This is a genomic window from Sphingomonas profundi (assembly GCF_009739515.1).
Taxonomy (GTDB): Bacteria; Pseudomonadota; Alphaproteobacteria; order Sphingomonadales; family Sphingomonadaceae; genus Alterirhizorhabdus; species Alterirhizorhabdus profundi.
In genome coordinates this window covers 4115777-4140669 of sequence record NZ_CP046535.1, presented here as the reverse complement: position 1 = coordinate 4140669, position 24893 = coordinate 4115777, and the positions used below count along the sequence as shown (strand labels likewise).

Genomic DNA, 24893 nt, shown 5'->3' with positions numbered 1-24893 from the left:
CGTTTTGAAGCGCGCCGCCGGCGCGCTCGCGATAGGGTCGAGCGCCGGCGACGTCAGTCCGACGCGGACAGAAGCTTCTTGAGCGGCGACTGGGCGATCGCCGTGTGCATCTCGCCCAGCACCTTCTGCACGGTCGGCACTTCCTGCATCTGTTCCCAGTAGGCGGCGACCGCTGGATGTTTGTTAATGAGCGGTGCCCCGCCCACCGCGGGCACCATCTTGTCCACGAAGAAGTAGAGATAAGGAACCAGCGCACAGTCGGCGATGGTGATCTCGCGCGTCGTCGCCGAAGTTCCGGCGGCAATGAAGTGATCGACGTGCGACAAGCCTTGATCAATGGCAGCGATGCAGCCCTCAATGCGTCCAGCGTTCCGTTCACCGGAGAAGATCTGCCCGATGAGTGGGCTGCCGGGCTCCTGCACATAGATTTCCATGAGGTGGGCGAGCAGGCGAGCCCGAGCGGCCGCCTGCGCGTCTCGCGGTCGCAAGCCGGTTGCAAACGCGTCGGCGAGGTATTCGACGATGACCGTCGACTCCGGAAGCCCGGTGCCGTCGTCGAGCACGAGCGTCGGCACCTTCCCGATGGGATTGATCGCCAGATAGTCCGGTGACTTCTGGAAGTCCGGCAGCCACTGGCCGGAAGGCGCTATCTCGACCCGCAGGTCGTAAGCGTAGATCGCCAACCGTACCCTCGCGGCGAATGGAGATACGAACGAGTTCAACAGCTTCATGGAATAACCCTTATTGTGCGGACATGCGGGCACGTCGTTCTTTGGTGCCTGCGGGATTGAAGAGAGGCAGATGATCTGCCGCGGAATAGCGATTTTCATATTCGATTGGGCACGAGAAAACGGCGAGTGCCGGGTCTACGGCATCCGTTCCGCAAGCGATGATCGAACTGGTCGGCATCACCGCTCGACGCCTTCGGACACTGCCAACGGCCGGCCGAACAGGCCGTGCCCTTCGATGACCAATGCACCGAGGAACGTCAGCACCTCCACGCGATCGTGGCCGAGTTGATTACGGTAGCCGATGACGACTGTGTTCACGCCGCGCCAGCATGCGGTGAGGTCGAAATGAAGTCCGGGGTTGCGGCGCAGGGCTTCGAGCCAATAGCTCCGAAGCGCATCCTTGCCCTTCACCACGCCGTCGGGCGCGAACCCGATGTGCACCGCAACAGGCGATGTGAAGATCACCTCGTCATGGAAATGCCTCAGGACGGCGTCGACGTCGTGGGCGTTCCACGCTGCGACCCAAGCTTGCGAGAATGCGATGTCATCGAACTCGGACGCCATGGCTCAGGGCCTGGCTTCCAAGATGCGAGCTCGAACAGGGAAGAGCGCCATCAGTTCGGCATCTCCGGGTTCGTATTGATGACCCACGGCGTGCCGAAGCGGTCGGTCAGCATGCCGAATCCCGGTGACCAGAAGGACGTGTCGAAAGGCATGGTGACGGTTCCGCCTTCAGCGAGCGCTTCAAACACGCGGCGCGCGTCCTCGACGTCGCCCGTGTGGAAGCTTGCCGAAAAGCCGGCCATCTCCCGACCGAATTCCGGAGGTGTATCGCACCCCATGATCGCCTGGTCGCCTGCTTCGAGCCAGGCATGCATGATGCCGTCCGTCGCCCGGGCGCAGTCCGGAACCGCGCCTTCCGGCGCGTCCGCGAAGGTGATCATCGTCGTGATCTTGCCACCGAAGATCGCGGCGTAGCGCTCGAAAGCCGCCCGGCACTGGCCATTGAATAACAGGTTCGTGACAAGCTTCATGAACAGGACTCCTTCGATCGTTATGCAAGCCAGGCATCCAGCCGGCCGAATGAGCTCTCCCAACCGTGGCGGTGGCCCGCGAGGCTCTGGGCGGACTTCAATTCGGCATGGGTGAAGTCGAGCCTCGTCCGGCCGCCCGGGGCGTCATCCAGCGCGACCGTGACTTGCGTATCGACCGGTGCCCCATCCTCGTGGTCGCCTTCCCACCTGAACGTGAAGATCAGGCGCTCTTCGGGGACGATCTCGAGGTACACGCCATGTTGGCGCAGTGAACGGCTGCCATCGGCGGACTCCAGCGTCGCTGACCAGCGACCGCCGACCCTCAGGTCGGACGTCGCGCTGACTGCAGGCCACTCGACTGGCCCGAGCCAGCGCACGATCATCTCCGGCCTGGTCCATGCGGCCCAGAGCAGCGCTCGCGGGGCGTCGAACAGCCGTCGGATGTGAAGCGTCGGACGATCGTCGACAATCGGATCAGTCGCCATTGCCGTCGCCGCCGTTGATGTCTTTGAGATACTCGTCGAGGCGATCGAAGCTTGCGTCCCAGAAGACGCGATATTGATCGACCCACTCGGCGACAGCTCGCATCGCCTTCGGTTCGAAGCGAGCCGGACGCTGCTGGGCAGTCTTGCTTCGGCTGATGAGCCCCGATCTCTCCAGAACCTTCAGATGCCGTGAAATCGCCGGCAAGCTCATGGCGAACGGCTGCGCGAGCTCGTTCACGGACATGACGCCTCGGCTGAGGCGCATGAGGATGGCACGCCGCGTCGGGTCTGCAAGTGCTGCAAAGCGCTCGTTCAAGAGATCTTCGGCCATCGGCTTCCTCTTATTTAACGAGTATGTTAAGTAAGCGGGCCTTGTGAGTCAACCGACAACGCTCGCGTCTGCTCGAATCATTTGACGCGGTAGGGCGGGGAGCGCGCGGGAGGAGCCTGCGGGGCGGAACATCTCCGGTCGGCAGGATCGGGGAGGAGACAGATGCCAACAGAGCGGCGTCCGCGAGAGGGTAGTCTATGATTTCTTGTTTGCGTCGATGGCTGCCGATCCTGGGCGTTCTGAGCCTCGGCGGTTGCATGGGAGTGGGGCGTTCCTCACCCGCCGCGCAAGACACTGCTGCCGTAGCACTGCTCAGGGATAATGATGGCAAGGAGGTCGGACGAGCCTACGCGGCCATGAAGGGCCACGATCTGTACGTGTTCGTGAACATCGAGGCTCCCGTGGGAAGATCGCTGGGATTGCACAGGTTTGTCATGCGTTCGGTGGGGCGATGTGATGCGACCCACGCGTCGCCGGGTGGTCGACCCCTCGGCATTCCCGGTGAAGGGCAACGCGGCTTCCCAGTGTCACCATGGACCGCCGATTTCGGTGCCTATCGGACCGGGCAAACGTCGCATGTCTTTACGGGCGTACGTCTCAGGCGCGCAAGGCGGGCATTGCTCGATGGTGATGGTTCGGCGTTCGTGGTCCTCGTGGCGGATTACGACGACCCTGGATCATCTCGGGCAGACACTGCGGCATGCGGTGTATGGCAGGGCGCGCGATCGCCCGTGGATGCGCGGCGATGGGCTCGCGGCTCGGTTCCGCTCTTCCAGTAGCTCGAGCATCTCGCCTTCCCGTACGTGCGCACAGTCCTGCCGCAGCTGGGACCTAGTCCCAGGGTTCTCGGCATTTCATGTCGATCACGCGACGCTCGAGATTGCTCGGCGAGCCACCGACACGCTTGAACTCCTCGTCCACGCAGCGCTGCGAGCGAGTGCGTGTGTCGCGCGGATGGAGTGCATTGTCGAGAGCAAGGACATCAGCCTGCTCTTGCGGCGTGAGCTGATGAAGTTGCTTATGACCGTTCATAAGTTCTTCGTAGTTCGACCGCGCTTGCTCGGTTCGATCGGCACCAGTCCAAGCGTTGCCGAGCAACGCAGGACTTAGAAGGACTGCCGTCACCGCTGCGGAAAAACGCATTCGATCCTGCTCCTCCAGCGGGCGTCGCCCTGGCATGCACAGCCCCGACCATCGGATCGTCTTCGACTTGCGGGACGATCGCCTGCAAGCTGCCCGGCAACCCAGCGGGCGACGGGGACTCTGGAATTTAACCGATGCGTTAAATATGGTGGGCGGGCAAGTCAATCCTGGACAAGCACCTCTCGCAGAAGATCGAACACGCCTGGGCCGACGCATTGGGCGACGTTGAAGCGCATGAAGCCGGTCGCGGACTGGGCGAGGCTGAACACATTGCCAGGCGCCAAGACGATGTTCTTGTCCAGCGCCCGGCGCGCACACTGGGCAGCGTTCATACCGTCTGGCAAGCGACACCACAGGAACATCCCCGCACGTGGCTCGATCCATGGCACGACGCCGTGTTCGCCGAGCTGCTGGGCGGTTTCCCCTCTGGCGACGCGGAGGCGCGCCCGAAGCCCTTGAAGATGACGGCGGTAACTTCCGTCCTGGAGGACATGCAACACCAGCTCGCTGGACAGCCGGCCCGCGCCGAACATGGTCGCGATCGAGAGGTCGACAAGCCGGTCCAGCCAGTCGGACCGGATCGCGATGTAGCCACAGCGGACCGCGGCCGAGAGCGTCTTCGAGAAGCTGGCGATGTGGATGACCCGCTCCAGCCCGTCCAGCGCCGCGAGCCGCGGGGCCGGCTCGTCCTCGAGGTCGGCAAAGATATCGTCTTCGATGATCGTCAGGTCATACCTGTCCGCGAGCCGCAACAGACGATGCGCCGTCGTCAGCGAAAGCGTCGCGCCGGTCGGATTGTGCACGCCCGAGTTGGTGATGTAGAGCCGCGGTTGCCGGTCGATCAGGGCTTGTTCGAACGCGGCCATATCCGGCCCTTCCGCGGTCATCGGCACGCTGATGATCGTCGCACGGTGGGCGCGCAGAAGTGCGTGGAAATTGAAGTAGCAGGGATCGTCGACCAGCACGACGTCACCCGGCGCGATCAGTAGCCGGCAGAGCAGGTCTATCGCCTGGGTGCCGCTTTCGGTCAGCATGAGTTGCGAGGGGCTGCAATGGATGCCGCGCTCGCCTAGTCGCCGCGCCAGCAGTTGACGGAGCGGAAGCAGGCCCAGCGGTGTGCCGTAGTCGGCGAGCGCGCCATCGTCGGCGCGGGCAAGCGTGCGCAACGCTCGCCGGACCTCTCCCTTGGGCAGCCAGTCGGGTGGCAGCCAGCCGCAGCCCGGCTTGAGGACGTCGTCGCCCGTCTCCAGCGACTGGCGCGACACCCAGAGCGGATCCACCGCGCGGTCCAGGCGAGGCGCGATGTCGGCGAGCGACAGGGGCTCTCCCTGCCTGGCAACGAAGAAGCCCGATCCCCGCCGCGAGAGAATGACCCCCTCGCTCGCGAGCCGGTCGTAGGCCTCTACCACCGTCGACTTGGAGACCTGCGCTGCCTCAGCGGCGCTGCGGATCGAAGGCAGCTTGGCTCCCGGCTGCAGGGCGCGCGAAGCAATCTGGCGATGGACGCCGTCGATGATCCGCTGGACCAGAGTTCCGCCTCCTGAGCCGGCCATGTTCGACACCTTGCTGCTCCTCGGACCGGTACAGTTTGCTTCAACCTTACTGGATTGTCTCTGTCGCTGAACGCTGTCTTTGCGGCAAGAGGAGTCATGAACAAGACGCTCGAAGGATGGACATGCGGCCTGATCGGCGTGCTGATCTTCAGTGGCTCGCTGCCAGCCACTCGTCTGGCGGTCACCGATCTCGACCCGGTGTTCCTGACGCTCGTGCGGGCTGCCATCGCCGGGGTTATCGGCTTCGTGGTGCTCGCGCTGTCCCGCCAGCCGCTTCCGAAGAAGGCCGACGTGAGATCATTGCTGATCGTAGCGCTGGGCGTAATTCTCGGATTTCCGCTGCTGACGGCCTTGGCGCTGCAGCGGATGAACGCCGCCTCCTCGATCATCTTCACGGGGCTGCTGCCGCTATCGACCGCGATCTTCGCGGTATGGCGCGCGCGGGAGCGTCCAGCGCGGGGCTTCTGGCTGTTCGCGGTGCTCGGCGGACTTTGTGTCGGGAGCTATGCGTGGTCACCCTCGGCCTTGTCTCACCTGTCCGGCGACATGTTGATGCTGGCGGCGATCATCCTGTGCGGGCTCGGCTATGCCGAGGGTGCGGTGCTGTCGCGCCGTCTCGGAGGCTGGCAGGTCATCTGCTGGGCTCTGGTTCTGACCCTGCCGGTCGCGCTCCTGGCACTCGGCGTCGCGGCGCGGCCGAACTGGCCCACCGTCGGCGTGCCGGCGTTGATCGGGCTCGCTTATGTCTCGCTGTTCAGCATGCTGATCGGCTTCATGTTCTGGTATCGCGGGCTTGCGCTCGGGGGCATCGCGGCGGTGGGGCAGCTCCAGCTCGTCCAGCCGCTCTTCGGCCTCGGGCTGGCCGCGCTGCTGCTTCACGAGCAGGTCGGCTGGGGGATGGTCGTCGCCCTCCTCTCGGTCATCGCCTGCGTCGCTGGTGCCCGCCATTTCTCCGTCGCGACGGTCCGAGCATGACCGATTTCCATTCCAGATCGTGTAGCTGGGGCGTCTGATGTACGAGTTCGAGACGGTCGACGTGTTCACCGATCGCCGGTTCGGCGGCAATCCGCTGGCGGTGTTCCCGGATGCTCGAGGTCTATCCGCGGCCGAGATGCAGGCGCTCGCCGCCGAGCTCAACCTCAGCGAGACGACTTTCGTGCTGCCGCCCGAAGACGAGGCGAACACAGCCCGGGTGCGCATCTTCAACCGTACCGCCGAGATGCCTTTCGCGGGTCATCCCAGCATCGGAACCGGCTACGTGCTGGCGAAACGAGGGCGTGCACGCGATGGGATACTGACGCTCGAGGTTCCCGCAGGTCTCGTCCGCGTCGAGATCGAGACGGACGAGGATGGCCGCGCTGTCGGCGGTCTCATCTCGGCTCCACAGCCGCTGACGACGGGCGAGACCATCCCGGCCGCGACGATCGCTGCCTGTCTCGGGCTGGCCGTGGAGGACGTCGTGGTCTCTGCCCACCAGCCGGTCGTCGCCTCGGTCGGCAATCTGTTCGTGCTCGCGCAGGTCACGGAAGAAGCGTTGAGCCGCTGCCTTCCGAACGTCTCCGAGTTCCGGGCCGCCCAGGACGCGCACCCCTCGATGGCCGGCCGTTTTTCTTTGCACGTCTATGCGGGCGACGGCAGTCGGCTGCGCGCGCGCATGTTCGCGCCGCTCGCCGGCACATGGGAGGACCCGGCGACGGGGAGCGCGAATGCCCCGTTGGGCGCGCTCCTGCTCTCGCTCGGATCAGCCGACTTCGCCGAGTTCGAGGTCCGACAGGGCGTGGAGATGGGACGTCCGAGCCTGCTCATCGTCACCGCGCGCCGGCGTGCCGACGGCATCCGTGCGACCGTTGCCGGACGCTGCGTGCCGGTTCTTGCCGGGCATGCGCAGGTCAGGGACACGGAACGATGAGCCTGCCGGACCCGGCTGCAGGATGATCTTGGGCGCTCATGCCTCCTCGTTCGTGACCGGCTTTGCGGTCTCCGGAGCTCTCATTGCAGCGATCGGTGCACAGAACATGTTCGTGCTCCGGCAAGGGCTGAAGCGCGAGCATGTCGGCACCGTAGTCCTGATCTGCGCTTGTGCCGATGCTCTGTTGGTTGCGGTAGGCGTCGCCGGGCTTGGCGCCGTGCTGGGGCGGGCACCCGCGCTCAGCCGCGCGCTCGCTCTGGGGGGTGCGGCGTTCCTCGCCTGGTACGGCGTCGGCGCGCTGCGTCGGGCCCTCGAGCCGGGCGCCTTGCAGCCCACATCCGGACAACCCCCTTCCTCGCTGCGCGCCATCGCGGGCAAGACCGCCGCTTTCACGTTCCTCAACCCGCATGTTTACCTGGACACGGTGGTGCTGATGGGATCGATCGGCGCCGCTCAGCCGGGTGTTGGGCGCTGGGCATTTGTCGCCGGCGCCGCAACCGCAAGCGGCACCTGGTTCGCCGCGCTCGGATACGGCGCGAGACTGCTCGGCCCACTACTGGCGCGACCGATCGCCTGGCGAGTGTTGGACGGAGCGGTCGCGGTCATCATGTTGATGCTCGCCTTGGGCCTGCTGCTTCGCTGAAGCGAGCCCCTCTATCACTCAGCAGCAGCGACAATGGTCAGCGCGGATCTTGTTCTCCGATCATCCCGGCGCTCGCCAGGAGCTCTGTGGAATGGTTTGGTGATTGAAGCACGCCCGAAACATCGCCAGTCAGTCACGGACGCCGCCGCGTCCGGGAAATGCATCAGTCTCTCTCGGACTTGGTTCAGCGCGCTCCATCGCGATTGCGCCTTGTGATTTTCGACAGGGTGTCGAGGATGGTCGCTGTCGTTACAATCGTGGCGAACTCCTCGTCGAGATCACTGAGCGCTGCGGCATGGACTTCCGCTGCAGGTCGAACACGCCCATCCAGCCCGATGCGATCGAATGTCGCGGTAGCATCCTCGACGACGAACGTGCGGAAACCAAGATTGCCGGCCATTCGGGCGGTGGTGGACACGCAATGGTTGGTCGTCAGCCCGACGATGACCAACGCTTCTATTCCGGCGGCCCGCAGGTCCGCCTCCAGCTTCGTCCCGATGAAGGCACTGCTGACGATCTTGCGGTAAACGCGCTCGCCTTCGATCGCCGCAGTCTCGGGCATGGGCAGATTGCCCGGCGTTCCCCGTCGGAACAAGCCATCGGTTCCTGGAGAATCGTGCTGCACGTGGAGAGCTGGAGCGCCGGCGCGGCGCCATGCGGCCAAGAGCTCGGCGACCCGTTGTTCTGCAGTCGGATTGTTGCGCCGCCCCAAGACGGGATCGCGAAAACCTTCCTGCAGATCTACGACGAGTAGCGCCGTTGCAGCATCAGGAGACATCCAAATTCCTGTCGTACGGCGTCACATACGTGCAGCGAGCGGATGCCGTCGCCATCCGATCTTCTTTTCGGGCGCGGTGTCTCACCCGAGAGGATGATATTCGCTTCTCGCAACCTGAAATCGCATCCCTCACGCCCCGCGAGTGGCTTGACTTCAGCATCTGGCTGTCAGACGCGATGGCGGAAAGGACGTTTTCCCGATGAATCCGGCCATCCCCCGCCGCGTCGCCTTCCATGTTTATCCCGGTTTCGACATCCTCGACCTCGCCGGAACTGTGTCTGTGTTCGCGCACGCAAACTCCGCTCAGGATGGCGCCTACAATCGGCAGGTTGTTTCCGCGTCGGCAGGACAGGTGGTCAGTTCGAGCGGCGTATCGGTCGACACCGTGGCATACGACGGAGACCCCGTTGACACGCTGATCGTCCTCGGTGGCGCGCCCGATGTAATCCGCCAGCCTCCAGCTCATGTGCTCGGATCGATATGTGACCAGGCCGGTTCTGCCCGGCGCATCGCGAGCACGTGCACAGGAGCATTCCTGCTCGGCCACGCGGGTCTGTTGAATGGTCGCCGAGCCACCACTCATTGGCGTTTCGCGACCGAGCTGCAAAGCAGGTTTCCCAATGCTCGGGTCGAGGTAGATCGTATCTTCGTCAACGATGGGCCTGTCTGGACCTCTGCCGGAGGAACGGCCGGGATCGACCTCGCGCTTGCCCTGGTGGAGGAGGATCTCGGGATTGCCGTGTCCCGACACATCGCGCGGGGCCTCGTGGTGTACCACCGTCGCCTCGGCGGGCAGTCGCAATATTCTGCCCTGCTGGAGCTCGATCCACCCTCGGACCGCATTCGCCGAACGCTGGCGTTCGCGCGTGAGCATCTTCGTGAACCGCTGCCGGTGTCGCGCCTTGCAGACGAAGCGAGCTTGAGCGAACGGCAATTCGGGAGGGCATTTCGAGCCGAGACGGGCGTCACGCCGGCAAGAGCGATCGAGCGGCTGCGGGCGGAGGCTGCGCGTCCCCTCGTCGAGGAAGGGCGCCAGTCCCTGGAAGCCATCGCACGCTCCGTTGGCTTCTACGACGCGGAGCAGATGCGACAGGCATTCATCCGAGCGTACGGACAGGCTCCGCAGGCTATCCGGCGGGTAAGTCGTACTCATGCGTCGCAAAGTGCGGCAGTGCAGTGAGCGTGGGATAGCGATCGTACGGCTATTGCCCGTTCGCTAAACTCGGAGGTGTTCGGGTCACGGCGTTCGTGCTTCGGGGGTGGATAAATGCTGCCGCGCCGCCGACACATTCACGGTCTTCGAAACGATGGGCATGTCACCATTGCCGCGGAAGTGAGCAGCGCGCCAGAACGTCTTTCCGGCCCGGTTGACTGAATGTCCTCGCACGAAGTGCAGACGAGGCGTGGAGCGCGTGGAGCCGGTGGCGTTTCTCCGGGCCGGCATCAGGCGCTCGCCTAGCCGCAGGCCCACTTCGATATGGTCCATCAGAGGGACTCGACCGCGCTTCACGCGTGCCGAGTTGAGACGGTCCAGATCGGTATGTTGTTCGCGCAGGACAGTCCGCGAGTTCAGAAGCGCTGCGAACGCGAGTGTGAAGGGCATAACGAACCACATCGCTGCCGCAGCCTTCGCCACGAAGGTCTGATATTCGGCGCGTGTGCACCTCTGAAAGGCCGCGGTCCACGCCGGATCCATGTGCAGAGTGGCGTGCCGCAGCAGGGCGGTAACATGGGGGAGTTCCCCATGACGCAAACGGAAGGAGCTCTCGGAACCCTTCGGCACGACCGCAAGGTGGTCGAGATCGAACGATAGCGTCCCGGGCGCTAGATCCACATTGCCGGCGGAGTCTTCGGAGAACCGCGTCAGCGCCGCCTGCCTGCCACTCGCCGAAGCTTCTACGAGCACGGCCATGCGCGTGTTGGTCAGAGTACCGGGAGGAGCGGTGGGATCCGGCTCTTCGAACCACTCCAGCCAGAACCGATCAGCCGGCATTCGTAAGAGCGGGTTGTCGGGTTCGAACAGGTCGGGTTGAGTCCTTATCAAGTCGCAGCACTGTTGCGATGCGGCGGGGTCGAGCATGTACCGGAGGCGGCAGCTCTCGATGTCGGACGAGCGGACACCGACTCCGGGAAGCGGATACCGGCGTCCGGTTCTATCCTCTCCAATCCTGGCTCGGGGGGCGTGGCTTATGCTGTCTATGAGGCGCACCGATAGTCTTCCCGCCCTCACGGAGCATGCTGCATGGTCTTAAATGGTCTGTCGTATCCGATGCTGTTTGATCATCTTGCATACAGATATTGCAGCCCACTAGACGGCATTGTTAAAAGTCATCTATGAACTTTCGCACCATCTATAAGTTGAGTGTAACTACCCAAAGCAGTTGTTGTCCTTGATGGTCTTGAGAGACAAAGACCAATCGAGACCCTCGTCACGTCGCGAATTATCGCCAGACGGACCATCACGGCAAAGGACGTTTCTCCATCGATTTGCGCCATCGAGTTGGCGGCAAGCTGCGCCGTTTCGCGATCGCCACGTTTGTTTCTATCTGTCGATCGTACGCGATCCCCAGATCGCGTGGAGCGCCGCTAGGTAGAACCGAGATATTTGCCGGCGGGCAGGAACCGGCTTCAGCCGGTGGGGATGGTGGACGCGAACGCGCTATCGGCTTGCGTTTCGATCGTCAGCAGACTAGACACTGAACCATATGGTTCAGTGTAGCCGTCCACATCTCGATGCGTCGTTCGCCGCGCTGTCGGATGCCACCCGACGCGGCGTGCTTGAGCAACTCGCACGTGCGGACGCTTCGATCACGGACCTGGCCGAGAGGTTCGAAATGACCCTCACGGGCATGAGGAAGCATGTCAGCGTCCTGGAACAGGCAGGCCTCGTCACCACCGAGAAGGTGGGGCGCGTGAGAACCTGCAAGCTTGGCCTTCGCGACCTGGAGGCGGAGGCGGCTTGGATCGAGGCATACCGCCAGCACTGGGATGCCCGCTTCGATGCGCTCGACGCGGTGGTCGAGGAATTGAAGCGCAAGGAGAGACCCGATGAATGAGAGCGGTAGCAAGCCCGTCACGCAGAACCGCACGACGATCGAACGGAAGTCCGATCGCGAGCTCGTGGTCACGCGAACCTTCGACGGCCCGACGCGCCTCGTGTTCGAGGCATGGGCCAAGCCTGAGCTGTTCCGACGATGGTGGGCGCCCAAGTCGTTCGGCTTGACCATCATCTCGTACGAGGCCGATGTCCGCACCGGCGGCACCTACCGTCTCGAGATGGGTCACGCTTCCTCAGAGCAGTCCATGGCGTTCTTCGGCCGGTACATCGAGGTGAGGCCGCCCTCCCGCCTCGTCTGGACCAATGACGAGGCCGACGAGGATGGTGCGGTCACCACAGTGACCTTCGAAGACCAAGCCGGGGCGACGCTTGTCGTCGTGCACGAGCTCTACCCCTCGAAGGAAGCTCTCGACGAGGCGCTGGCCTCTGGCAGCACGAGTGGCTGGGGCCAGCAGTTCGAGCAGCTGGACGAGATCCTCGTCGGTTTGGGAGGCTGACCGGCAGGTGATGAACGCCGCCATGAGCAATCCCGCCACGCAACGTGCCGCCGAGGGCGGCGGCGGCACCATCCTCGCCAACGGCATTGATATCCACTACCGCCGAATAGGCGGTGACAAACCGCCGCTTGTAATTCTGCATGGCCTGATCGGAAGCGGCGCATGCTTGTTGCCTCTGGCCCATGCCTTGGAGGACAGGTTCGATGTCATCCTGCCCGACGCCCGTGGGCATGGAGGCTCCAGCGCTCCCGGCAACGGCTATCGCTATCGCGATCTGGCCAGCGATGTCGCTGCGCTGATAGAGGCGCTGAAGCTGGAAGCGCCGCTGCTGGCTGGACATTCGATGGGCGGAATGACCGCGGCAGTTGTTGCGACCGAGCATAAGTCCGACATTCGCGCGGTCGCCCTTATCGATCCGACGTTCATCAGTCCGGAATGGCAACGGGAGGTTTACGAAAGCGGTGTGGCGACCGAGCATCAGCAGATGGTCCAGATGACAAGAGAGGACTTGCTTGCCCAGGCTCGCCTCAGAAATCCGGCCCGTTCGGAGGAAATGATCCAACATCTGGTGGACGCGAGGCTTCATACTAGGTTGAGGGCCTTCGATATTCTCACCCCGCCAAATCCGGACTGGCGAGAGCTGATGAAAGACATCGATGTTCCCGTGCTGCTCGTGGCAGGTGATCGCGGCGTCGTTTCGCCCGAGACCGCTTGGGAGTTGCAGCGCGTCGATTCATCGCTGCGCTACGAGCTGATCCCTGATGCCGGTCACGGCCTGCCTTATGACAAGCCCGAGCAGCTGGGCGCTGTGGTGTCAGCGTTCTTGGTGCAAGCGACTGCGGGCGGCTACGGCGCTAAGCTAGCGGGCTGACCCCTGTCTGCGGCAGACGTTCGCCCCAGCGCCGTTAAGTGGAAAGGCCGTGGTTCTACCTTTGCTGTTGGGCCGGGCCGTCTCGTCGAAATAAATAGTGAGCGATAAGGTATGTACGAGATCACAGCGAACGAGATTTCCTACGACGCAGACGGTCTGAAGATGACCGCCCATCTAGCACGGCCCCTCGGCGGAGATCGTTGGCCTGCAGTCCTCATCGGACACGACGGCGTTGGTCTTGATGACTACCAGCGGGGCCGCGCTGATGATCTCGCCGCGCACGGCTATGTCGCGCTCGCCATGGACTTTCATGGCGGACAGACCTTTTTTGGCCGGCCGGAAGCAATGTTGGCTCGAACCCTGCCTTTGCTGGCCGACGCTGAACGGATGCGAGCCATTGGCCGCGTAGCGCTGAACACTCTGCTCGCGATACCTGCGGTTGACGCCAACCAGCTCTTCGCCCTCGGCTACGGTGCTGGCAGTCATATCGTCCTTGAACTTGCGAAAACAGGCGTACCCTTCAAGGCTGTCGCGGCGGTTCATCCCAGCCTGCCCGAACCCGATGCCTGCGACTGGCGCGATGTGAGTAGCACGATCCTTCTTTGCACCGGCTCCGAGGACCCTATCTGCACTCCCGCCCAACTTCTTGCGTTTGGCGGCGCGCTGCAGGACGCGCGAGTTGATTGGCGTGTAAGCATCTATGGCGGTGCCAAGCACGCGTTTTGGTCCCGGCCTACAAGAGCAGATGGATCATTGGCCGAAGGACCAAGTCATGTTCAGGCGACCGTGCCAGGTGTTGGCTATCACCCGAAACATGCGGAGCGTTATTGGCGAGCAATTGTCGACCTCTTCGAAGAGGGCGGGCCAGCCCGCTGCTAGCCAATAATGCGCCTCAGATCAGATCGAGGACGGAGGCGGTTTACGGACATGCCCGATCGCGGACCAACGGCGCGGAACGCTCATCGGGCGCGGGGATAGAGGAACGCGCTGTCGATGGCAGGCATGCCGATCCGGCGATAAAATGCTTTAGCCTCGGGCGCCGATACAAGCAGGCACATACTCTCTTGACCGGCATGCTCCCGAGTAAGCGCTATCAGGCGCCTGCCGATCCCCCTGCCTTGAAAGTCTCTGTCGACGGCCAGATCAGACAGGTAGCATGCATAGGACCAGTCAGTCAGCGAACGGGCTATCCCGACGAGCTGCCCCGAGTCGATAGTACGCGCGGTGATCACGAGACTGGCACCGTCCAACATCCTTTGCAGACGCGGTATATCATCAACTGGCCGCCGACCTCCGAGGCCAGAACGATTGAGCACGTCTGCAAATTGAGACGCTGCAACCTGCTCCCGCTGATAACGAAACGTCATTGGTGACTTTCAAACGGCCTGAGCTGCGGACCGAGGCAGCCCCCCTAATCGCCGCAGGGGTGGCAGCGAGATATAACGTGCTTGCGTGTGCGGCAATCGGATCGCGTGTCTAAACCTGCGGTCGGGTGCCCAAGCCCTGCCGCACCTGCGTGCCCTCGAAGGTCAGCACCTCGTTCGCCTCTCCGCCGCGCTGATCGCGGTGGTGGATGACGATGGCACCTACCCCGACGTAGACGTCGATGAGTGTGAAATGGAGGTCAGGTACCTTGGCCAGCGCGCGCCTCCAGTAGTCACGCAAGGCTGCCTTGCCTCGGACGATGCCCGCGCTTTCCGGAATGACGGCACGCGCGATGGGCGAGGCGAAGACCACGTCCTCGTGAAAGTGCCGGAGGATTGCCTCGATATCGTGCCGGTTCCAGTCGGCCACCCAGTCTGGCGCGAACTGCCGCGGATCGTCAATCACAGCGCAGACCCGGTGAACGTTGCAGCCTCCAGATCGAAGCTGCCGTCCTTCCCTATTGCCAGCTGGCGGCGCACCTCCGCTCCGGCTTCGTGCTGGAGGCGGCGCAGCATGGCGACGTTGTCGGGCGGCGTGTTCGTCCTCTGTGTCCACACCGCGAAATCCATGTGCAATGACCGCACCATCTTGCTTTCCACGGCAAAGCCCGCTTGCGACAGGCCATCGGCGAGTTCCGCGACGCTATAGTTGCGGACGTGAGAGGGATCGCGCAGATACTCGACGACCTGCAGATGCGTGTCGGATGCGCGATCATCGGGCGCGACCGTGTCGATGAAGACGAGCAAGGCACCCGGCTTTGACACCCGCCGCGCCTCGGCGAGGCCGGCACGCAGATCGCTCCAGTGATGCGCGGTAAATCGGCATAGCACGGCATCGAAGCTCGCGTCGTCGAACGGCAGGGCCTCGGCGGGAGCGACCTCTCCGACGATGTTGCCGATGCCCCGCTCGGCCGCCTCCGTCAGAACGGCTGCGATCATCGCCGGCGTCACGTCGCACGCGACCACTTGCCCGACATGTGGCGCGGCGCGGTAGCTGACGTGCCCGCCGCCGCAGCCGAGGTCCAGCACCCGATCGGACCCGCGTCCGGTCAGAAGCGCCTCCAGCTGGTCAAGGTCGGGGCCGCTCGCATGCACGGCGCTGACGACATAGGCCGATGCGCGAGGGCCGTAATGCCCGATGGTTTCCTGATGTTGGTCGACCGTCATGAACAGCACCTCCTGCGCGCCAGTTACTTCGGCTGCAAACTGGTACAAGATTGGCATTTATCCTGGTATCAAGTCTGCCATGCAGATCCCTTCCGACCAGCGTGCGGCTCTCGGTGGATTCGTGCGGACCCGGCGCGAGGCGCTCTCGCCAGGGCCGCTCGGCTTGCCCACGCACGGCCGCAGGCGAACGCCGGGCCTCCGCCGCGAGGAGGTCGCGCAACTCGCCGGACTCAGCACGACGTGGTACACTTGGCTGGAGCAGGGGCGCGACATATCCATGTCGGCCGCAGCGCTCTCGCGCCTCGCCGAGGCGCTCGCGTTGAACGGTGCCGAGCGCGCCTATCTGTTCGAGCTGAGCCGCCATCGCGACCCGCAAGCGCCGGTTCCCTCCCGCCAGACTGATCTACCCGCGGTCTTTCGCGTTCTCGTCGATGCCGCGACTTGTCCGGCTTACGTTATCGACCGGCTGTGGCACGCGCGGTGCTGGAATGCCGCGGCGGGCGACTTGCTGCGACCCTGGCTGATCGCGAGCGACACGAACCTGCTGCGCTACATGTTCCTGGCCCCCTCAGCCCGCACATTCATCTGCGACTGGGAGGAGCGCTCCCGCCGACTGCTCGCCGAGTTTCGCGCCGAGACCGCGCATCGGCCCGATGATCCCGGCACCGCGGAGCTGATCGCGGAGCTGACAGAGGCGAGCGCCGACTTCCGCCAGCTGTGGGGCAGCCATCGCGTGCTGGCACGCGAAGGGGGCTTGCGCTTGTTCCATCACCCCGAGCATGGGCTGATTCGTGCCGAGCAGATGACCTTCTCGCCGGTCGGCCATCCCGATCACAAGCTCGTTATGTTACTGCCGGCGCAGGCGCCTTCCTGACGCTCGGCAACCTGTTGCGGTCGACGGCCGTTCGGTCGAGTTGCCGGGACTTGGCCGCCTGCGATCTCACGCTGTTGCGCTACGGGCGGATCCAATCCACGCTGTCACTCGATCGCAAGGCGCGCGCGCCGACGTCGTCACCGTTTCGAGGGACTTGCCGATCCTGTGTTCGGCTGCACCACAAGACGAAAAGGGCACGAGATGGGCATCATGTCGTGATGACTTCCGCTCGATAGTCGGCGGTGCCAGCCCAGGTCAGGCGATACAGCGCACCTTGCACCACAGATTGAACCACGTTCGGCCATAGAGCAGCGATGCATGTCCCGCCGGCGTGACGGACGGAGGGGTAGATGATGCCGTTGTGGCCGGCGGCTCGTGCCGCCGCAGCCAAGGCGTTGCCGGCAGGGTAGCCGGCGGCGGGATCGGGATTGAGGCTGGGGTGCGCGGGGACATTCCGGAGGTCGACGAACACGCCGGCCATGCTCGCGAGCATCTCGCTGTACTCGACGACCGCGTTGAAGTCGCTTGTATCCGCCAACGCCTTGGTGAGGTGGTGCCCGACCTCGGCGATGCAGGTCTCGACGGCTAGAGCGGCATACCAGGCGCCGCGCTCCGCGGGATTGAAGCGGTTAGGCTCTCGCGGCTTGGCGTAGGCGAAGCTCGCGTTGATGAACCTGGCATGCGGTACGCCATGCACCAGCTCGACAGCACGGAGCCCGCTGGAGCCTCGTTCCTCAGCAATCAGGCGGCCGCTGGTCGCACCCTCGATCTCGGCAAGCAGCGCGAGCTCGTCCTCGTTGTCGACGAGCGGTGCCATGACCGCCTCGCGGAGCCTCGCGCTGGCGACGAGACGTACCGTTCGAGGAAACCCCTCCCTGACCAGCGGTACGCCATCGATCGATCCGTCCTCAGAGACCGCCACGTAGCGCGTCGATATACTGTCGGGTTTCCAGCATGCGGGGAATGCCGCCGGTGATCATCGCCTGGATCGGTGACAACCGATCAAAGATCGGCCCCCGATTGGGGAGCCGTGGCCACCGGTCGGCCATGCCGTCGGCGAACAGCAGGTGCAGGCCCTTGAACACGCCGACGAGCGCAGATGCGCGGGTCAGCTGATCCTGGCTGAGAACGCCTTCCCACCTGCCTGCTTTCATCCGGTCCCAGGTGCTTTCGGAGACCCCCAGCAGCGCGGCGCCTTCGGCATTGCTGCCGTCCCACGCATCAATAAGCCGCAACACGGCCTTGACTGCCGGAGCTGTCAGCCGCGAGCGATCGGCCTCAACGGCAAAGGTCTGAAGATTGCCAGCCTCTGCTACCGGTCCATGCAGCTGAACGACGTTGGTCATACGCGCATCTCCTGACGCGATGATATACGTCATATGGTGCTTGCCGTCAAGGTGGGAGGGTCAATCCACATTGGCGCGGTAAACCCTCTCACGACTGATACACAGAGATATGCCAGCGGTGAGGAAGGCTGTTCACGCGGGACAGTGAGCGCAAGCACGACGTGTGATCCGGCTCGGCAGAGAAGTCGCGCTGCGGCCCATACCTTGTACGGATCGGCTAAGTCGCCAATCGCCGTTACTTCACTGTGCAGAGCCACTACAGGGTTGCCGAATGTCGAGGGTGTTCACGCGAGCCGAATTCTACGACTTGGTGTGGTCGAAGCCTCTCACCCATCTCGCGAAAGAGTTCGCATTATCCGACGTGGCACTGCACAAGGTCTGCAGGAAGCACGACATCCCGCATCCGCCGCTTGGCTGGTGGGCGAAGAAGGCAGCCGGCAAGCTCGTTAAGAAGACGCCCTTGCCCAAAGCGGAGGCCGGCATCGCCGACACGATCACGATCGCGGCCGGCGAGCTTCGGCCCGAACCCGAGCTGATTGCAACCGCGCGCGAAAACGCCCGCTTGCTCGCATCGTCCATCGACGGGGGCGCGGCCCTACCGCCAAACCCCGTCGTCGAGCGGACGATCGCCCAGCTGCGCAAGGGCAAACCATCTGCGACCAACGGTCTCCTCACGGTCGCCGGCATGAATGTCATCAACGCGAGCGTGGCGCCGGCCTCAATCGATCGTCTCGAACTTGCGCTCAATCGCATCTCGGCGGCCGCAGCCACGCTCGGGATCAAGCTGGCACGGGGCGAGAAGACTGCCGCATTCATCTGCGATGGCGAGACGATCGCCTTCTCGATCAGCGAGGGTGTTCGACGCGAGAAGCATGTGCCGACCGAGGAGGAAATCGCTGAGCAGGAGGCGGCCCGAGAGCGACGCGCGCGTCGCTGGAACAGCCCTGGCAGCTGGGATGATGACGATTTCAACTGGTCATCATTGCGCGGGCCGGAATGGGACTACCACCCGACCGGCCTGCTCGCGGTCGAGCTGGAGCAGTCGTACCTTCTCGGCGGCAGCCCGAGGCGCTCCTTCAAGGACGCGAAGGTCCAGCGGATCGAGAACATGGCGAGCGACATCGCGGTTGGCATCGCCGTGCTGGCTGCGGCGAAGAAGGACGACGGCCTCAAACGGGAAGAGCAGACGCGGCAGCAGGAGGAGGCGCGGCGCCAGCGTGAGCTTGCCCTTCGGAATGACCACATCGCCGAGCGCCGCGGGAAGGCGCTAGATGAGGTGCTCGACGAGGTAGCGGCACTCGATCGACTTAAGCGACTGGTAGCGGGCTTGCGTGGTGAGGACATGGCGGGAAGCGCCGGCCGCGTCGCCGAGCTCCTGGCGCTCGCGGAGCGTCGACTGGCCTTGCGCGAGGCGGCTCTCTCGGCCGAAGGTCTGGAGCAGCGTTTCGAGAAGCAGAAGCTGTTCGGCGACGATGATGATCACGCCTTCCGCCCGCCATATGGCTACTGTTAAGCCGTCATCGGAGAATGCAAACCGGCGTGTCCGAGGACGTCCACCCTTTTCGGGACCACATGTTGGTGCTATTGATGGTGGCGGCGTTTTCCTGCTGCAGATACGTGAGGGAATTCAGCTTCTTGGGTGACCTATAGTAGTGTTCTTCTGGGCACCATTTGTTCTCCCCGGCAACGTCCGGGGACGTCCAGCAAGCGGCTGGTTTCAAAGCACAATTTCATCGACGATCGCTGGCAACTGTCCGGGTTGATCCAGTGGATTCCAGCAGAAGATACACAAAACGTGTCTCTTCCTGTGTCTGCTGGATCGACCCGGAAAACCCGGGAAAACGATGATGCTGACTCAACTCCAAATCACCGCCGCGAAACCAAAGGCCAAACCCTACACCCTCGCTGATGGGCAAGGGCTAGCTCTTTTCGTACAGCCGTCAGGGGCAAAACTCTGGCGCTTCCGCTACCGATACGGCGGCACAGCCAAGACCCTGCACATAGGGCCTTGGCCGACTGTCTCCCTCGCCGACGCCCGCGAGAAATGTCGCGAGGCTAGAAAGGCCATCGCCGCTGGGCACGACCCTATCCTTGAGAAGAAGCGGGCAAAGGTCACCGCGAAGTTCTCCGTGGCAACAAGCTTCAAGGAAGTCGCGCTCGAGTGGATCGCGAAATGCGAGCGCGAAGGACGGGCCGAGGTTACCATCGACAAGATTCGCTGGCTGCTTGGTATGGCATACCCACTGATCGGCTCCCACCCGATCAACGCCATCACTCCGACCGAGGCGCTGGCGGTGTTGCGTAAGGTAGAGACAAAAGGCCGCTACGAAAGCGCCCGACGGATGCGGAGCGTCCTTAGTCGAGTGTTTCGGTACGGCATTGCCACTGCTCGCTGCGACCGCGATGTCGCTGCCGATTTGCGTGGCGCACTTACGACTCCGAGAACCTCGCACCACGCGGCAATCACCGATCCGATCGGGGTCGGAGTCCTTCTGAAGTCGATTGATGATTATCCCGGGCAGGACGTCACCCGCATGGCTCTGCGGTTATCCCCACACCTGTTTGTCCGTCCGGGCGAGCTTCGGCAGGCAGAATGGTCCGAGATCGACGTCGACAAGGGAATCTGGTGCATCCCTGTCGAGAAGATGAAGATGCGCCGTGCCCATAGGGTACCGTTGTCCCGCCAGGCGCAAGCGATCATCGAAGAACTTCGCAAACTCACCGGGCATCGCCAACATCTCTTCCCATGCATGGGCAGCCCTAGGCGACCGATGTCTGAGAATGGCGTGAACCAGGCGCTGCGAAGAATGGGATACGAGGGTAGCGAAATGACCGCACATGGCTTCCGGGCAATGGCCGCAACGCTGCTCAATGAAATGGGCCGATGGAACCCCGATGCGATTGAACGGCAGCTTGCCCACCAAGAGGCATCATCCGTACGGCGCGCCTATGCCCGCGGCGAATATTGGGACGAACGAGTGCTGATGATGCAGCACTGGTCGGACTATCTCGACGAGTTGCGCGAGGCTGCAGAAGGGCCCCGACCCGCGGCTCCTGTGCGTAAGAAGCCTAAGTTGCAAAGATCGAAGGCGGGGCGGCCGCGCGTTCGCCCAAGGAGGTAGTGAGCGTACCCTGCGGGACATAGGTCCGATCTATGTCCCGCAGGGCAACCTTGTCCGCTTCATCTCTGAATGGCGCGGCTGCCGGTGGTGAGCGCCTTCAGGCTTTCGAACTGAATAAGCGTTACCCTGCCGACTTTGACCGTCTCCAGATCACCTGACTGGATCAGTTCATAGATCCGGGACCGACTTAACCCCGTGATCCGCACCGCGGTCGCTATCCGGACGGTGAGAGGCTCAATCTTTTTTTCCCAGCCCCGCTCAATCATCTTCACCTCGACCGTCGGCGCCAGAACCCGCTGACGCATCTCTGCGACGACGAGTTTGGCCGAGAAATCATGATGTGATTAGACACTGTTCGATGACGCGGAGTACCTTTCCGGGGTCATCCGGAATCTTGGTGCGTCCTGATTACCCCGACCGACAGAACGACGGGATCGTGATGGCCGCCTGGCACCTTCGACGATTACGATCTCGCCGGTTCGATAGGGACCAATAAGGACCGGTTGGGACTTCCTGGGTGTATCGAGGGTTCGAATCCCTCCCGCTCCGCCATTTACCTATTTCATCCAGACTCAAATCGTCCCAAAAACGCCGAATTTCCGGCGTTTTTTCGTATCCGGCTGTTTGATTGCGATCAATCGAATTGCATGGTATCCCACACATCATGTGGTAATAAATGTGGGAGCAGATTGTGGGCCGTTTGTCGGCCACGGCGGTGAAGGCGGCCAAGCTGCCAGGGCGCTATGGCGACGGCGACGGACTGTATCTGCTGATCGGGCGCACCGGCACGCGCTCCTGGGTCTGCCGGGTGCAGAAAGACGGCAAGCGGCGCGACATCGGCCTCGGCAGCGCGAAGAAAGTTTCGCTTGCGCTGGCACGCGAACGGGCGGGCAAGGTGCGCAGTCAGGTTGAGGCCGGCCTCGATCCCGTGTCCGAGCGCCGCAAGGAAGCGGGCATTCCCACATTCCGTGAAGCCGCCGCCATCGTCTTTGCCGAGAACAAGAAGAATTGGCGCAACGCCAAGCACCGCGATCAATGGCTGGCGACCCTCACCAAATATGCCTTTCCGCATTTCGGCGACACGGCGGTGAGCAAGGTGGAGGGGCCGGAGGTGCGCGATGCGCTGGTCGCCATTTGGCTGGAAAAGCCGGAGACGGCGCGTCGGGTGCGCCAGCGTATCGTCACGGTGATCGATTGGGCCGTCGCCAAGGGCTATCGGGACAACAGCCTTGCCGTAGCGGCGATGAACAAATCGCTGCCCCGCGTGAAGGCCAAGCCGGCCCATCACACCGCGTTACCCTATGCGGACGTTCCCGCCTTCCTCGTCAAGCTGCGCCAGCGCGAATCGGTCGGCCGCCTCGCCTTCGAGGCTCTGGTGCTGACGGCGGGGCGTTCGGGCGAGATACGCGGCGCGCTGTGGAGCGAGCTTGATCTCGACAAGAAGCTCTGGACGATCCCAGCGGAACGTATGAAGGCGGATCGCGAGCATGTCGTGCCGCTGTCCGATGCCGTTCTCAGCGTGTTCAAGCGGGCGGAAACCTATCGCGAAGTCCGCAACGATCTCGTGTTTCCCGGCCAGCACTATGGCAGGCCGCTGTCGGACATGACGCTGACCAAGATATGCCGCGACCTTGAAGTCGCGGCTGTGCCGCACGGCTTCCGGTCCAGCTTCCGCGATTGGGTCTCCGAGGAAACCGATTTCGACGGGGCCGTCGCAGAAATGGCGCTGGCGCATACGATCGAAAACAAGGTGGAGGCCGCGTATCGGCGCGGCAATCTGCTGGAGAAGCGGCGCAACTTGATGGATGCCTGGGCGAATCATTGTACGCCGCGTCCGGAGCAGTCGGCTGAATGATCGAAGTCGAACCACTACGAGATATCGCCGCGCGCCGTCTCTCCCCGCACGATATCGCGGCAGGGTATCGGCAAATCGACACCGTGGCGACCCGGCTGTATCGTCGGCTGACCTTCTTCAATGTGGCGCGCTCGGTTCTCGGATCACTGGGCGCTTTGATGGCGGCCGGAGGCATGGCTGCCGCGTTCCACGCACCTCCTCATGCCACCGCGTGGTTGGCGGAAGCGTTCGTAGCGTTTGGCACAGCCGTCGTGATGGCGAGTTGGCTCAGCGGGCGATTGATCCAGCGCCGAAAGCGCCTTTTTGCCGCACAGCCATATGATGCCCGCCTACCGTCTGAATTGGTCGCGGTGCTTCGCGACCTCGCGACGGGGCGGCTGCGCGCGATGATGCCGGTCGAATATGGGGCGGTCAGCACAAGCGCCCTTCGCTCTGTCGATGGCAAGATATTCGAGACGGAGCTTGTTGCTGGCACGTTCGCCAACCGCTTTGCGCCAATTCTTCTGCTGGCCGATCCAGCGAAGCATACGATCCTCTGGATGCCTTGGGGCAAAGGCTTGGGCCGATCGATCTACGTCGTGCGAGAGGAAGTCGGGAAATCGGACGAAGAGGCTCCGTCCCATAATAATGATGCTCGCGATCAGTGGCTGGTCGCGGGCGTCTTCCGGGATTTTAAGGCTGGGAGAGACGCCTTCATCGCCGAGCGTATTCCCCCGCACAACGCGGATTGGTTTCGCACTGTTCTAACTGTCGGTCGCCGCGAAATGCGGAAGGGTCGGCAACAGGGCGCACAAACGCGGGCCATTGCCGTCATACAGGACGAGTTGGGTAACAATCTGGGACCGAGAGGCGGCGAGTCGAAACATCTCATCAAGCAGCTTCTCCAGGGCAATTACGCCGGAACGGATATCAAAAGATATTTCGCGGCCCCGGACACCTGACGGCTCCACAAAAGGCCGGATATAATTGGATACGGCGGTTTTGCGCGGTTTCAGCGCGGATTAGCCCGGTTGCATCGACTTCATACAGGAGGATACCGATGCCGCCCGACGCCCCGATATTGTTGCTTACCATCGACGAGGTGATGCGCCTCACCGGCTACCGGAGCCGATCCAGCATCTATCGCCTCGTCCGTCAGAACCGTTGTCCCGCGCCAGTTCTCATCGGCGGCGGCCGGGTTCGGTGGCGATCCGGTGAGATCGAGCATTGGCTCCAGGACCTCCCCACGCAGCGTTACGCCTGATCCGCTGACACTACGCGGCCCCAGCCTTTTGATTGGCGGGCCGCTCCGCGTCAGCGGCTACCCCACGCCCGTCTCCGGCAATCGTGAGTTTCACGAAAGGATGCCCCATGCCCGTTTTCCGCAGCATCATCGCCCGACTGCGCCACCGGCTTTTGCTGGAAGGTAACGTCACCATCCACCTCCGAGCCGACGCGCGCACCGCTCGCTATGCGTTGCCGCTGATCCGAAAGCTGCTCGCTGATGACGAGGACGGCGAAACATATCGGTGTGCCATCGCGCATTGGCATCACATGGGCCGGCCACCGCTGGAGCGCTATCTTGGAAGTGTCAGCCTCTGTCAGATCGATGGACCGTTGCAGGATGCTCCGGCCGCTTATTCCCACGGCTGGTTTCTGCCCCTGGGTGGCCTTATCGAAACACCCGGCGTCACCGCCCACCTCACGCCCTTCGATGCAGATGCCATCCGCCGCCGTATTCAGGATGCGATCGAGCGGGAGATCGTCGGCTGGGCCACGGAACATGCCTTATACGACAGCCCGCCCGTCGTTTCCGAATATGACCGCGCCTCCGCCGATCGTGCTGCCAAGGACATGATCGCGGATTGGAAGGAAGAAAGCACCAGCCGACCGGATGGCTGCTGCCTGGACGAGCCAGCCGGGGCTATGTGCGCCGCGTGTAGGAAGGGATCGGACCATGACTGATCCGGTTGGCTTTGGGGCCAGGACAAGGGGCTGCGATGCTACGCATCGAGCCAACAATAAGGATACACACCTCACGCACGGGTGCATCCAGCATTTCCGCCGTTTTTCGCGAGTGCGGATCGGGTGCG

At 63.2% G+C, this 24893-nt stretch carries 30 protein-coding genes; 15 read left to right on the top strand and 15 right to left on the bottom strand.

What is annotated here, in order from left to right:
* Positions 1–53 precede the first annotated feature (53 nt).
* The 7 genes from GNT64_RS19610 to GNT64_RS19580 form a co-directional block, all read right to left on the bottom strand.
* Entirely contained in the window at positions 54–731 is a 678-nt protein-coding gene (locus GNT64_RS19610; protein WP_231639112.1) for a glutathione S-transferase family protein, read from the bottom strand.
* A gap of 177 nt (positions 732–908) precedes the next feature.
* Positions 909–1295 carry a nuclear transport factor 2 family protein gene (locus tag GNT64_RS19605; protein WP_156681039.1) on the bottom strand — a complete coding sequence of 129 codons (387 nt, stop codon included), beginning with the start codon at positions 1293–1295 and terminating at the stop codon, positions 909–911.
* A gap of 50 nt (positions 1296–1345) precedes the next feature.
* Entirely contained in the window at positions 1346–1765 is a 420-nt protein-coding gene (locus tag GNT64_RS19600; RefSeq protein WP_156681038.1) for a VOC family protein, read from the bottom strand.
* A 20-nt stretch (positions 1766–1785) separates the two neighbouring features.
* Positions 1786–2250, bottom strand: coding sequence for an SRPBCC family protein (locus tag GNT64_RS19595; RefSeq protein WP_156681037.1), 465 nt, complete (start codon positions 2248–2250; stop codon positions 1786–1788).
* Positions 2240–2581, bottom strand: a complete 342-nt coding sequence (locus GNT64_RS19590; protein WP_156681036.1) for an ArsR/SmtB family transcription factor — start codon at positions 2579–2581, stop codon at positions 2240–2242. The genes GNT64_RS19595 and GNT64_RS19590 overlap by 11 nt, the downstream gene beginning before the upstream one ends.
* A gap of 831 nt (positions 2582–3412) precedes the next feature.
* Entirely contained in the window at positions 3413–3724 is a 312-nt protein-coding gene (locus GNT64_RS19585; protein ID WP_156681035.1) for a hypothetical protein, read from the bottom strand.
* Between the two features lie 161 nt (positions 3725–3885).
* Entirely contained in the window at positions 3886–5277 is a 1392-nt protein-coding gene (locus GNT64_RS19580) for an aminotransferase-like domain-containing protein (protein WP_156681768.1), read from the bottom strand.
* Positions 5278–5373: 96 nt separating this feature from the next.
* Here GNT64_RS19580 and GNT64_RS19575 point away from each other — a divergent pair, with 96 nt between their 5' ends.
* Genes GNT64_RS19575 through GNT64_RS19565 form a run of 3 tightly spaced genes read left to right on the top strand, consistent with a single transcriptional unit; the run spans position 5374 to position 7829 of the window.
* Entirely contained in the window at positions 5374–6252 is an 879-nt protein-coding gene (locus GNT64_RS19575; protein ID WP_156681034.1) for a DMT family transporter, read from the top strand.
* A gap of 37 nt (positions 6253–6289) precedes the next feature.
* Positions 6290–7186, top strand: coding sequence for a PhzF family phenazine biosynthesis protein (locus GNT64_RS19570; protein ID WP_156681033.1), 897 nt, complete (start codon positions 6290–6292; stop codon positions 7184–7186).
* Positions 7187–7208: 22 nt separating this feature from the next.
* Positions 7209–7829, top strand: coding sequence for a LysE/ArgO family amino acid transporter (locus GNT64_RS19565; protein WP_156681032.1), 621 nt, complete (start codon positions 7209–7211; stop codon positions 7827–7829).
* Between the two features lie 184 nt (positions 7830–8013).
* Here the strand turns inward: GNT64_RS19565 and GNT64_RS19560 are convergent, their stop codons facing one another.
* Positions 8014–8607: a cysteine hydrolase family protein gene (locus GNT64_RS19560; RefSeq protein ID WP_156681031.1), complete on the bottom strand. Its 594-nt coding sequence runs from the start codon at positions 8605–8607 to the stop codon at positions 8014–8016.
* 199 nt (positions 8608–8806) lie between these two features.
* Here GNT64_RS19560 and GNT64_RS19555 point away from each other — a divergent pair, with 199 nt between their 5' ends.
* Entirely contained in the window at positions 8807–9787 is a 981-nt protein-coding gene (locus tag GNT64_RS19555; RefSeq protein WP_156681030.1) for a GlxA family transcriptional regulator, read from the top strand.
* 57 nt (positions 9788–9844) lie between these two features.
* Here the strand turns inward: GNT64_RS19555 and GNT64_RS19550 are convergent, their stop codons facing one another.
* Positions 9845–10687: a hypothetical protein gene (locus GNT64_RS19550; RefSeq protein WP_156681029.1), complete on the bottom strand. Its 843-nt coding sequence runs from the start codon at positions 10685–10687 to the stop codon at positions 9845–9847.
* 625 nt (positions 10688–11312) lie between these two features.
* Between GNT64_RS19550 and GNT64_RS19545 the strand changes: the two genes are divergently transcribed.
* From GNT64_RS19545 to GNT64_RS19530, 4 genes are all read left to right on the top strand, one after another.
* The gene (locus GNT64_RS19545; RefSeq protein WP_156681028.1) at positions 11313–11663 is read left to right on the top strand and encodes an ArsR/SmtB family transcription factor; all 351 of its coding nucleotides are present in this window, start codon (positions 11313–11315) and stop codon (positions 11661–11663) included.
* Positions 11656–12162: an SRPBCC family protein gene (locus tag GNT64_RS19540; protein ID WP_197277127.1), complete on the top strand. Its 507-nt coding sequence runs from the start codon at positions 11656–11658 to the stop codon at positions 12160–12162. Before GNT64_RS19545 ends, GNT64_RS19540 begins: the two co-directional genes overlap by 8 nt.
* A gap of 10 nt (positions 12163–12172) precedes the next feature.
* Positions 12173–13033 (top strand): alpha/beta fold hydrolase, encoded by an 861-nt coding sequence (locus GNT64_RS19535; protein WP_197277126.1) that lies wholly within the window; start codon positions 12173–12175, stop codon positions 13031–13033.
* Positions 13034–13144: 111 nt separating this feature from the next.
* A complete protein-coding gene (locus tag GNT64_RS19530) occupies positions 13145–13912 on the top strand; it encodes a dienelactone hydrolase family protein (protein ID WP_156681027.1) in 768 nt (255 codons plus the stop codon).
* Between the two features lie 80 nt (positions 13913–13992).
* Here the strand turns inward: GNT64_RS19530 and GNT64_RS22345 are convergent, their stop codons facing one another.
* From GNT64_RS22345 to GNT64_RS19515, 3 genes are all read right to left on the bottom strand, one after another.
* Positions 13993–14286 (bottom strand): GNAT family N-acetyltransferase, encoded by a 294-nt coding sequence (locus tag GNT64_RS22345; protein ID WP_422396643.1) that lies wholly within the window; start codon positions 14284–14286, stop codon positions 13993–13995.
* A 223-nt stretch (positions 14287–14509) separates the two neighbouring features.
* Positions 14510–14863 (bottom strand): YybH family protein, encoded by a 354-nt coding sequence (locus tag GNT64_RS19520; protein ID WP_156681025.1) that lies wholly within the window; start codon positions 14861–14863, stop codon positions 14510–14512.
* Entirely contained in the window at positions 14860–15624 is a 765-nt protein-coding gene (locus tag GNT64_RS19515; RefSeq protein WP_156681024.1) for a class I SAM-dependent methyltransferase, read from the bottom strand. Before GNT64_RS19515 ends, GNT64_RS19520 begins: the two co-directional genes overlap by 4 nt.
* On the opposite strand from GNT64_RS19515, the gene GNT64_RS19510 reads away from it, so the two are divergent.
* Positions 15623–16498, top strand: coding sequence for a helix-turn-helix transcriptional regulator (locus GNT64_RS19510; RefSeq protein WP_197277125.1), 876 nt, complete (start codon positions 15623–15625; stop codon positions 16496–16498). The genes GNT64_RS19515 and GNT64_RS19510 overlap by 2 nt on opposite strands.
* Before the next feature lie 208 nt (positions 16499–16706).
* Here the strand turns inward: GNT64_RS19510 and GNT64_RS19505 are convergent, their stop codons facing one another.
* Both GNT64_RS19505 and GNT64_RS19500 read right to left on the bottom strand, forming a co-directional pair.
* Entirely contained in the window at positions 16707–17315 is a 609-nt protein-coding gene (locus GNT64_RS19505) for an RES family NAD+ phosphorylase (RefSeq protein ID WP_231639111.1), read from the bottom strand.
* A 91-nt stretch (positions 17316–17406) separates the two neighbouring features.
* On the bottom strand, positions 17407–17844 hold the full coding sequence (locus GNT64_RS19500) for an antitoxin Xre-like helix-turn-helix domain-containing protein (protein ID WP_156681023.1): 438 nt from the start codon (positions 17842–17844) through the stop codon (positions 17407–17409).
* 271 nt (positions 17845–18115) lie between these two features.
* Here GNT64_RS19500 and GNT64_RS19495 point away from each other — a divergent pair, with 271 nt between their 5' ends.
* Together GNT64_RS19495 and GNT64_RS19490 are read left to right on the top strand one after the other, a co-directional pair.
* Positions 18116–19357 (top strand): hypothetical protein, encoded by a 1242-nt coding sequence (locus tag GNT64_RS19495; protein WP_231639110.1) that lies wholly within the window; start codon positions 18116–18118, stop codon positions 19355–19357.
* Between the two features lie 334 nt (positions 19358–19691).
* Entirely contained in the window at positions 19692–20966 is a 1275-nt protein-coding gene (locus tag GNT64_RS19490; protein ID WP_156681022.1) for a tyrosine-type recombinase/integrase, read from the top strand.
* 59 nt (positions 20967–21025) lie between these two features.
* Here the strand turns inward: GNT64_RS19490 and GNT64_RS19485 are convergent, their stop codons facing one another.
* Complete coding sequence (locus GNT64_RS19485; protein ID WP_422396604.1) at positions 21026–21271, bottom strand: helix-turn-helix domain-containing protein; 246 nt, start codon at positions 21269–21271, stop codon at positions 21026–21028.
* A gap of 386 nt (positions 21272–21657) precedes the next feature.
* Between GNT64_RS19485 and GNT64_RS19480 the strand changes: the two genes are divergently transcribed.
* From GNT64_RS19480 to GNT64_RS19465, 4 genes are all read left to right on the top strand, one after another.
* Positions 21658–22821 carry a tyrosine-type recombinase/integrase gene (locus GNT64_RS19480; protein WP_156681021.1) on the top strand — a complete coding sequence of 388 codons (1164 nt, stop codon included), beginning with the start codon at positions 21658–21660 and terminating at the stop codon, positions 22819–22821.
* Positions 22818–23762, top strand: a complete 945-nt coding sequence (locus GNT64_RS19475; protein ID WP_156681020.1) for a hypothetical protein — start codon at positions 22818–22820, stop codon at positions 23760–23762. The genes GNT64_RS19480 and GNT64_RS19475 overlap by 4 nt, the downstream gene beginning before the upstream one ends.
* A 98-nt stretch (positions 23763–23860) precedes the next feature.
* Positions 23861–24064 (top strand): helix-turn-helix transcriptional regulator, encoded by a 204-nt coding sequence (locus GNT64_RS19470; protein WP_156681019.1) that lies wholly within the window; start codon positions 23861–23863, stop codon positions 24062–24064.
* A 107-nt stretch (positions 24065–24171) separates the two neighbouring features.
* Positions 24172–24765: a hypothetical protein gene (locus GNT64_RS19465; RefSeq protein ID WP_197277124.1), complete on the top strand. Its 594-nt coding sequence runs from the start codon at positions 24172–24174 to the stop codon at positions 24763–24765.
* Positions 24766–24893: the final 128 nt, after the last annotated feature.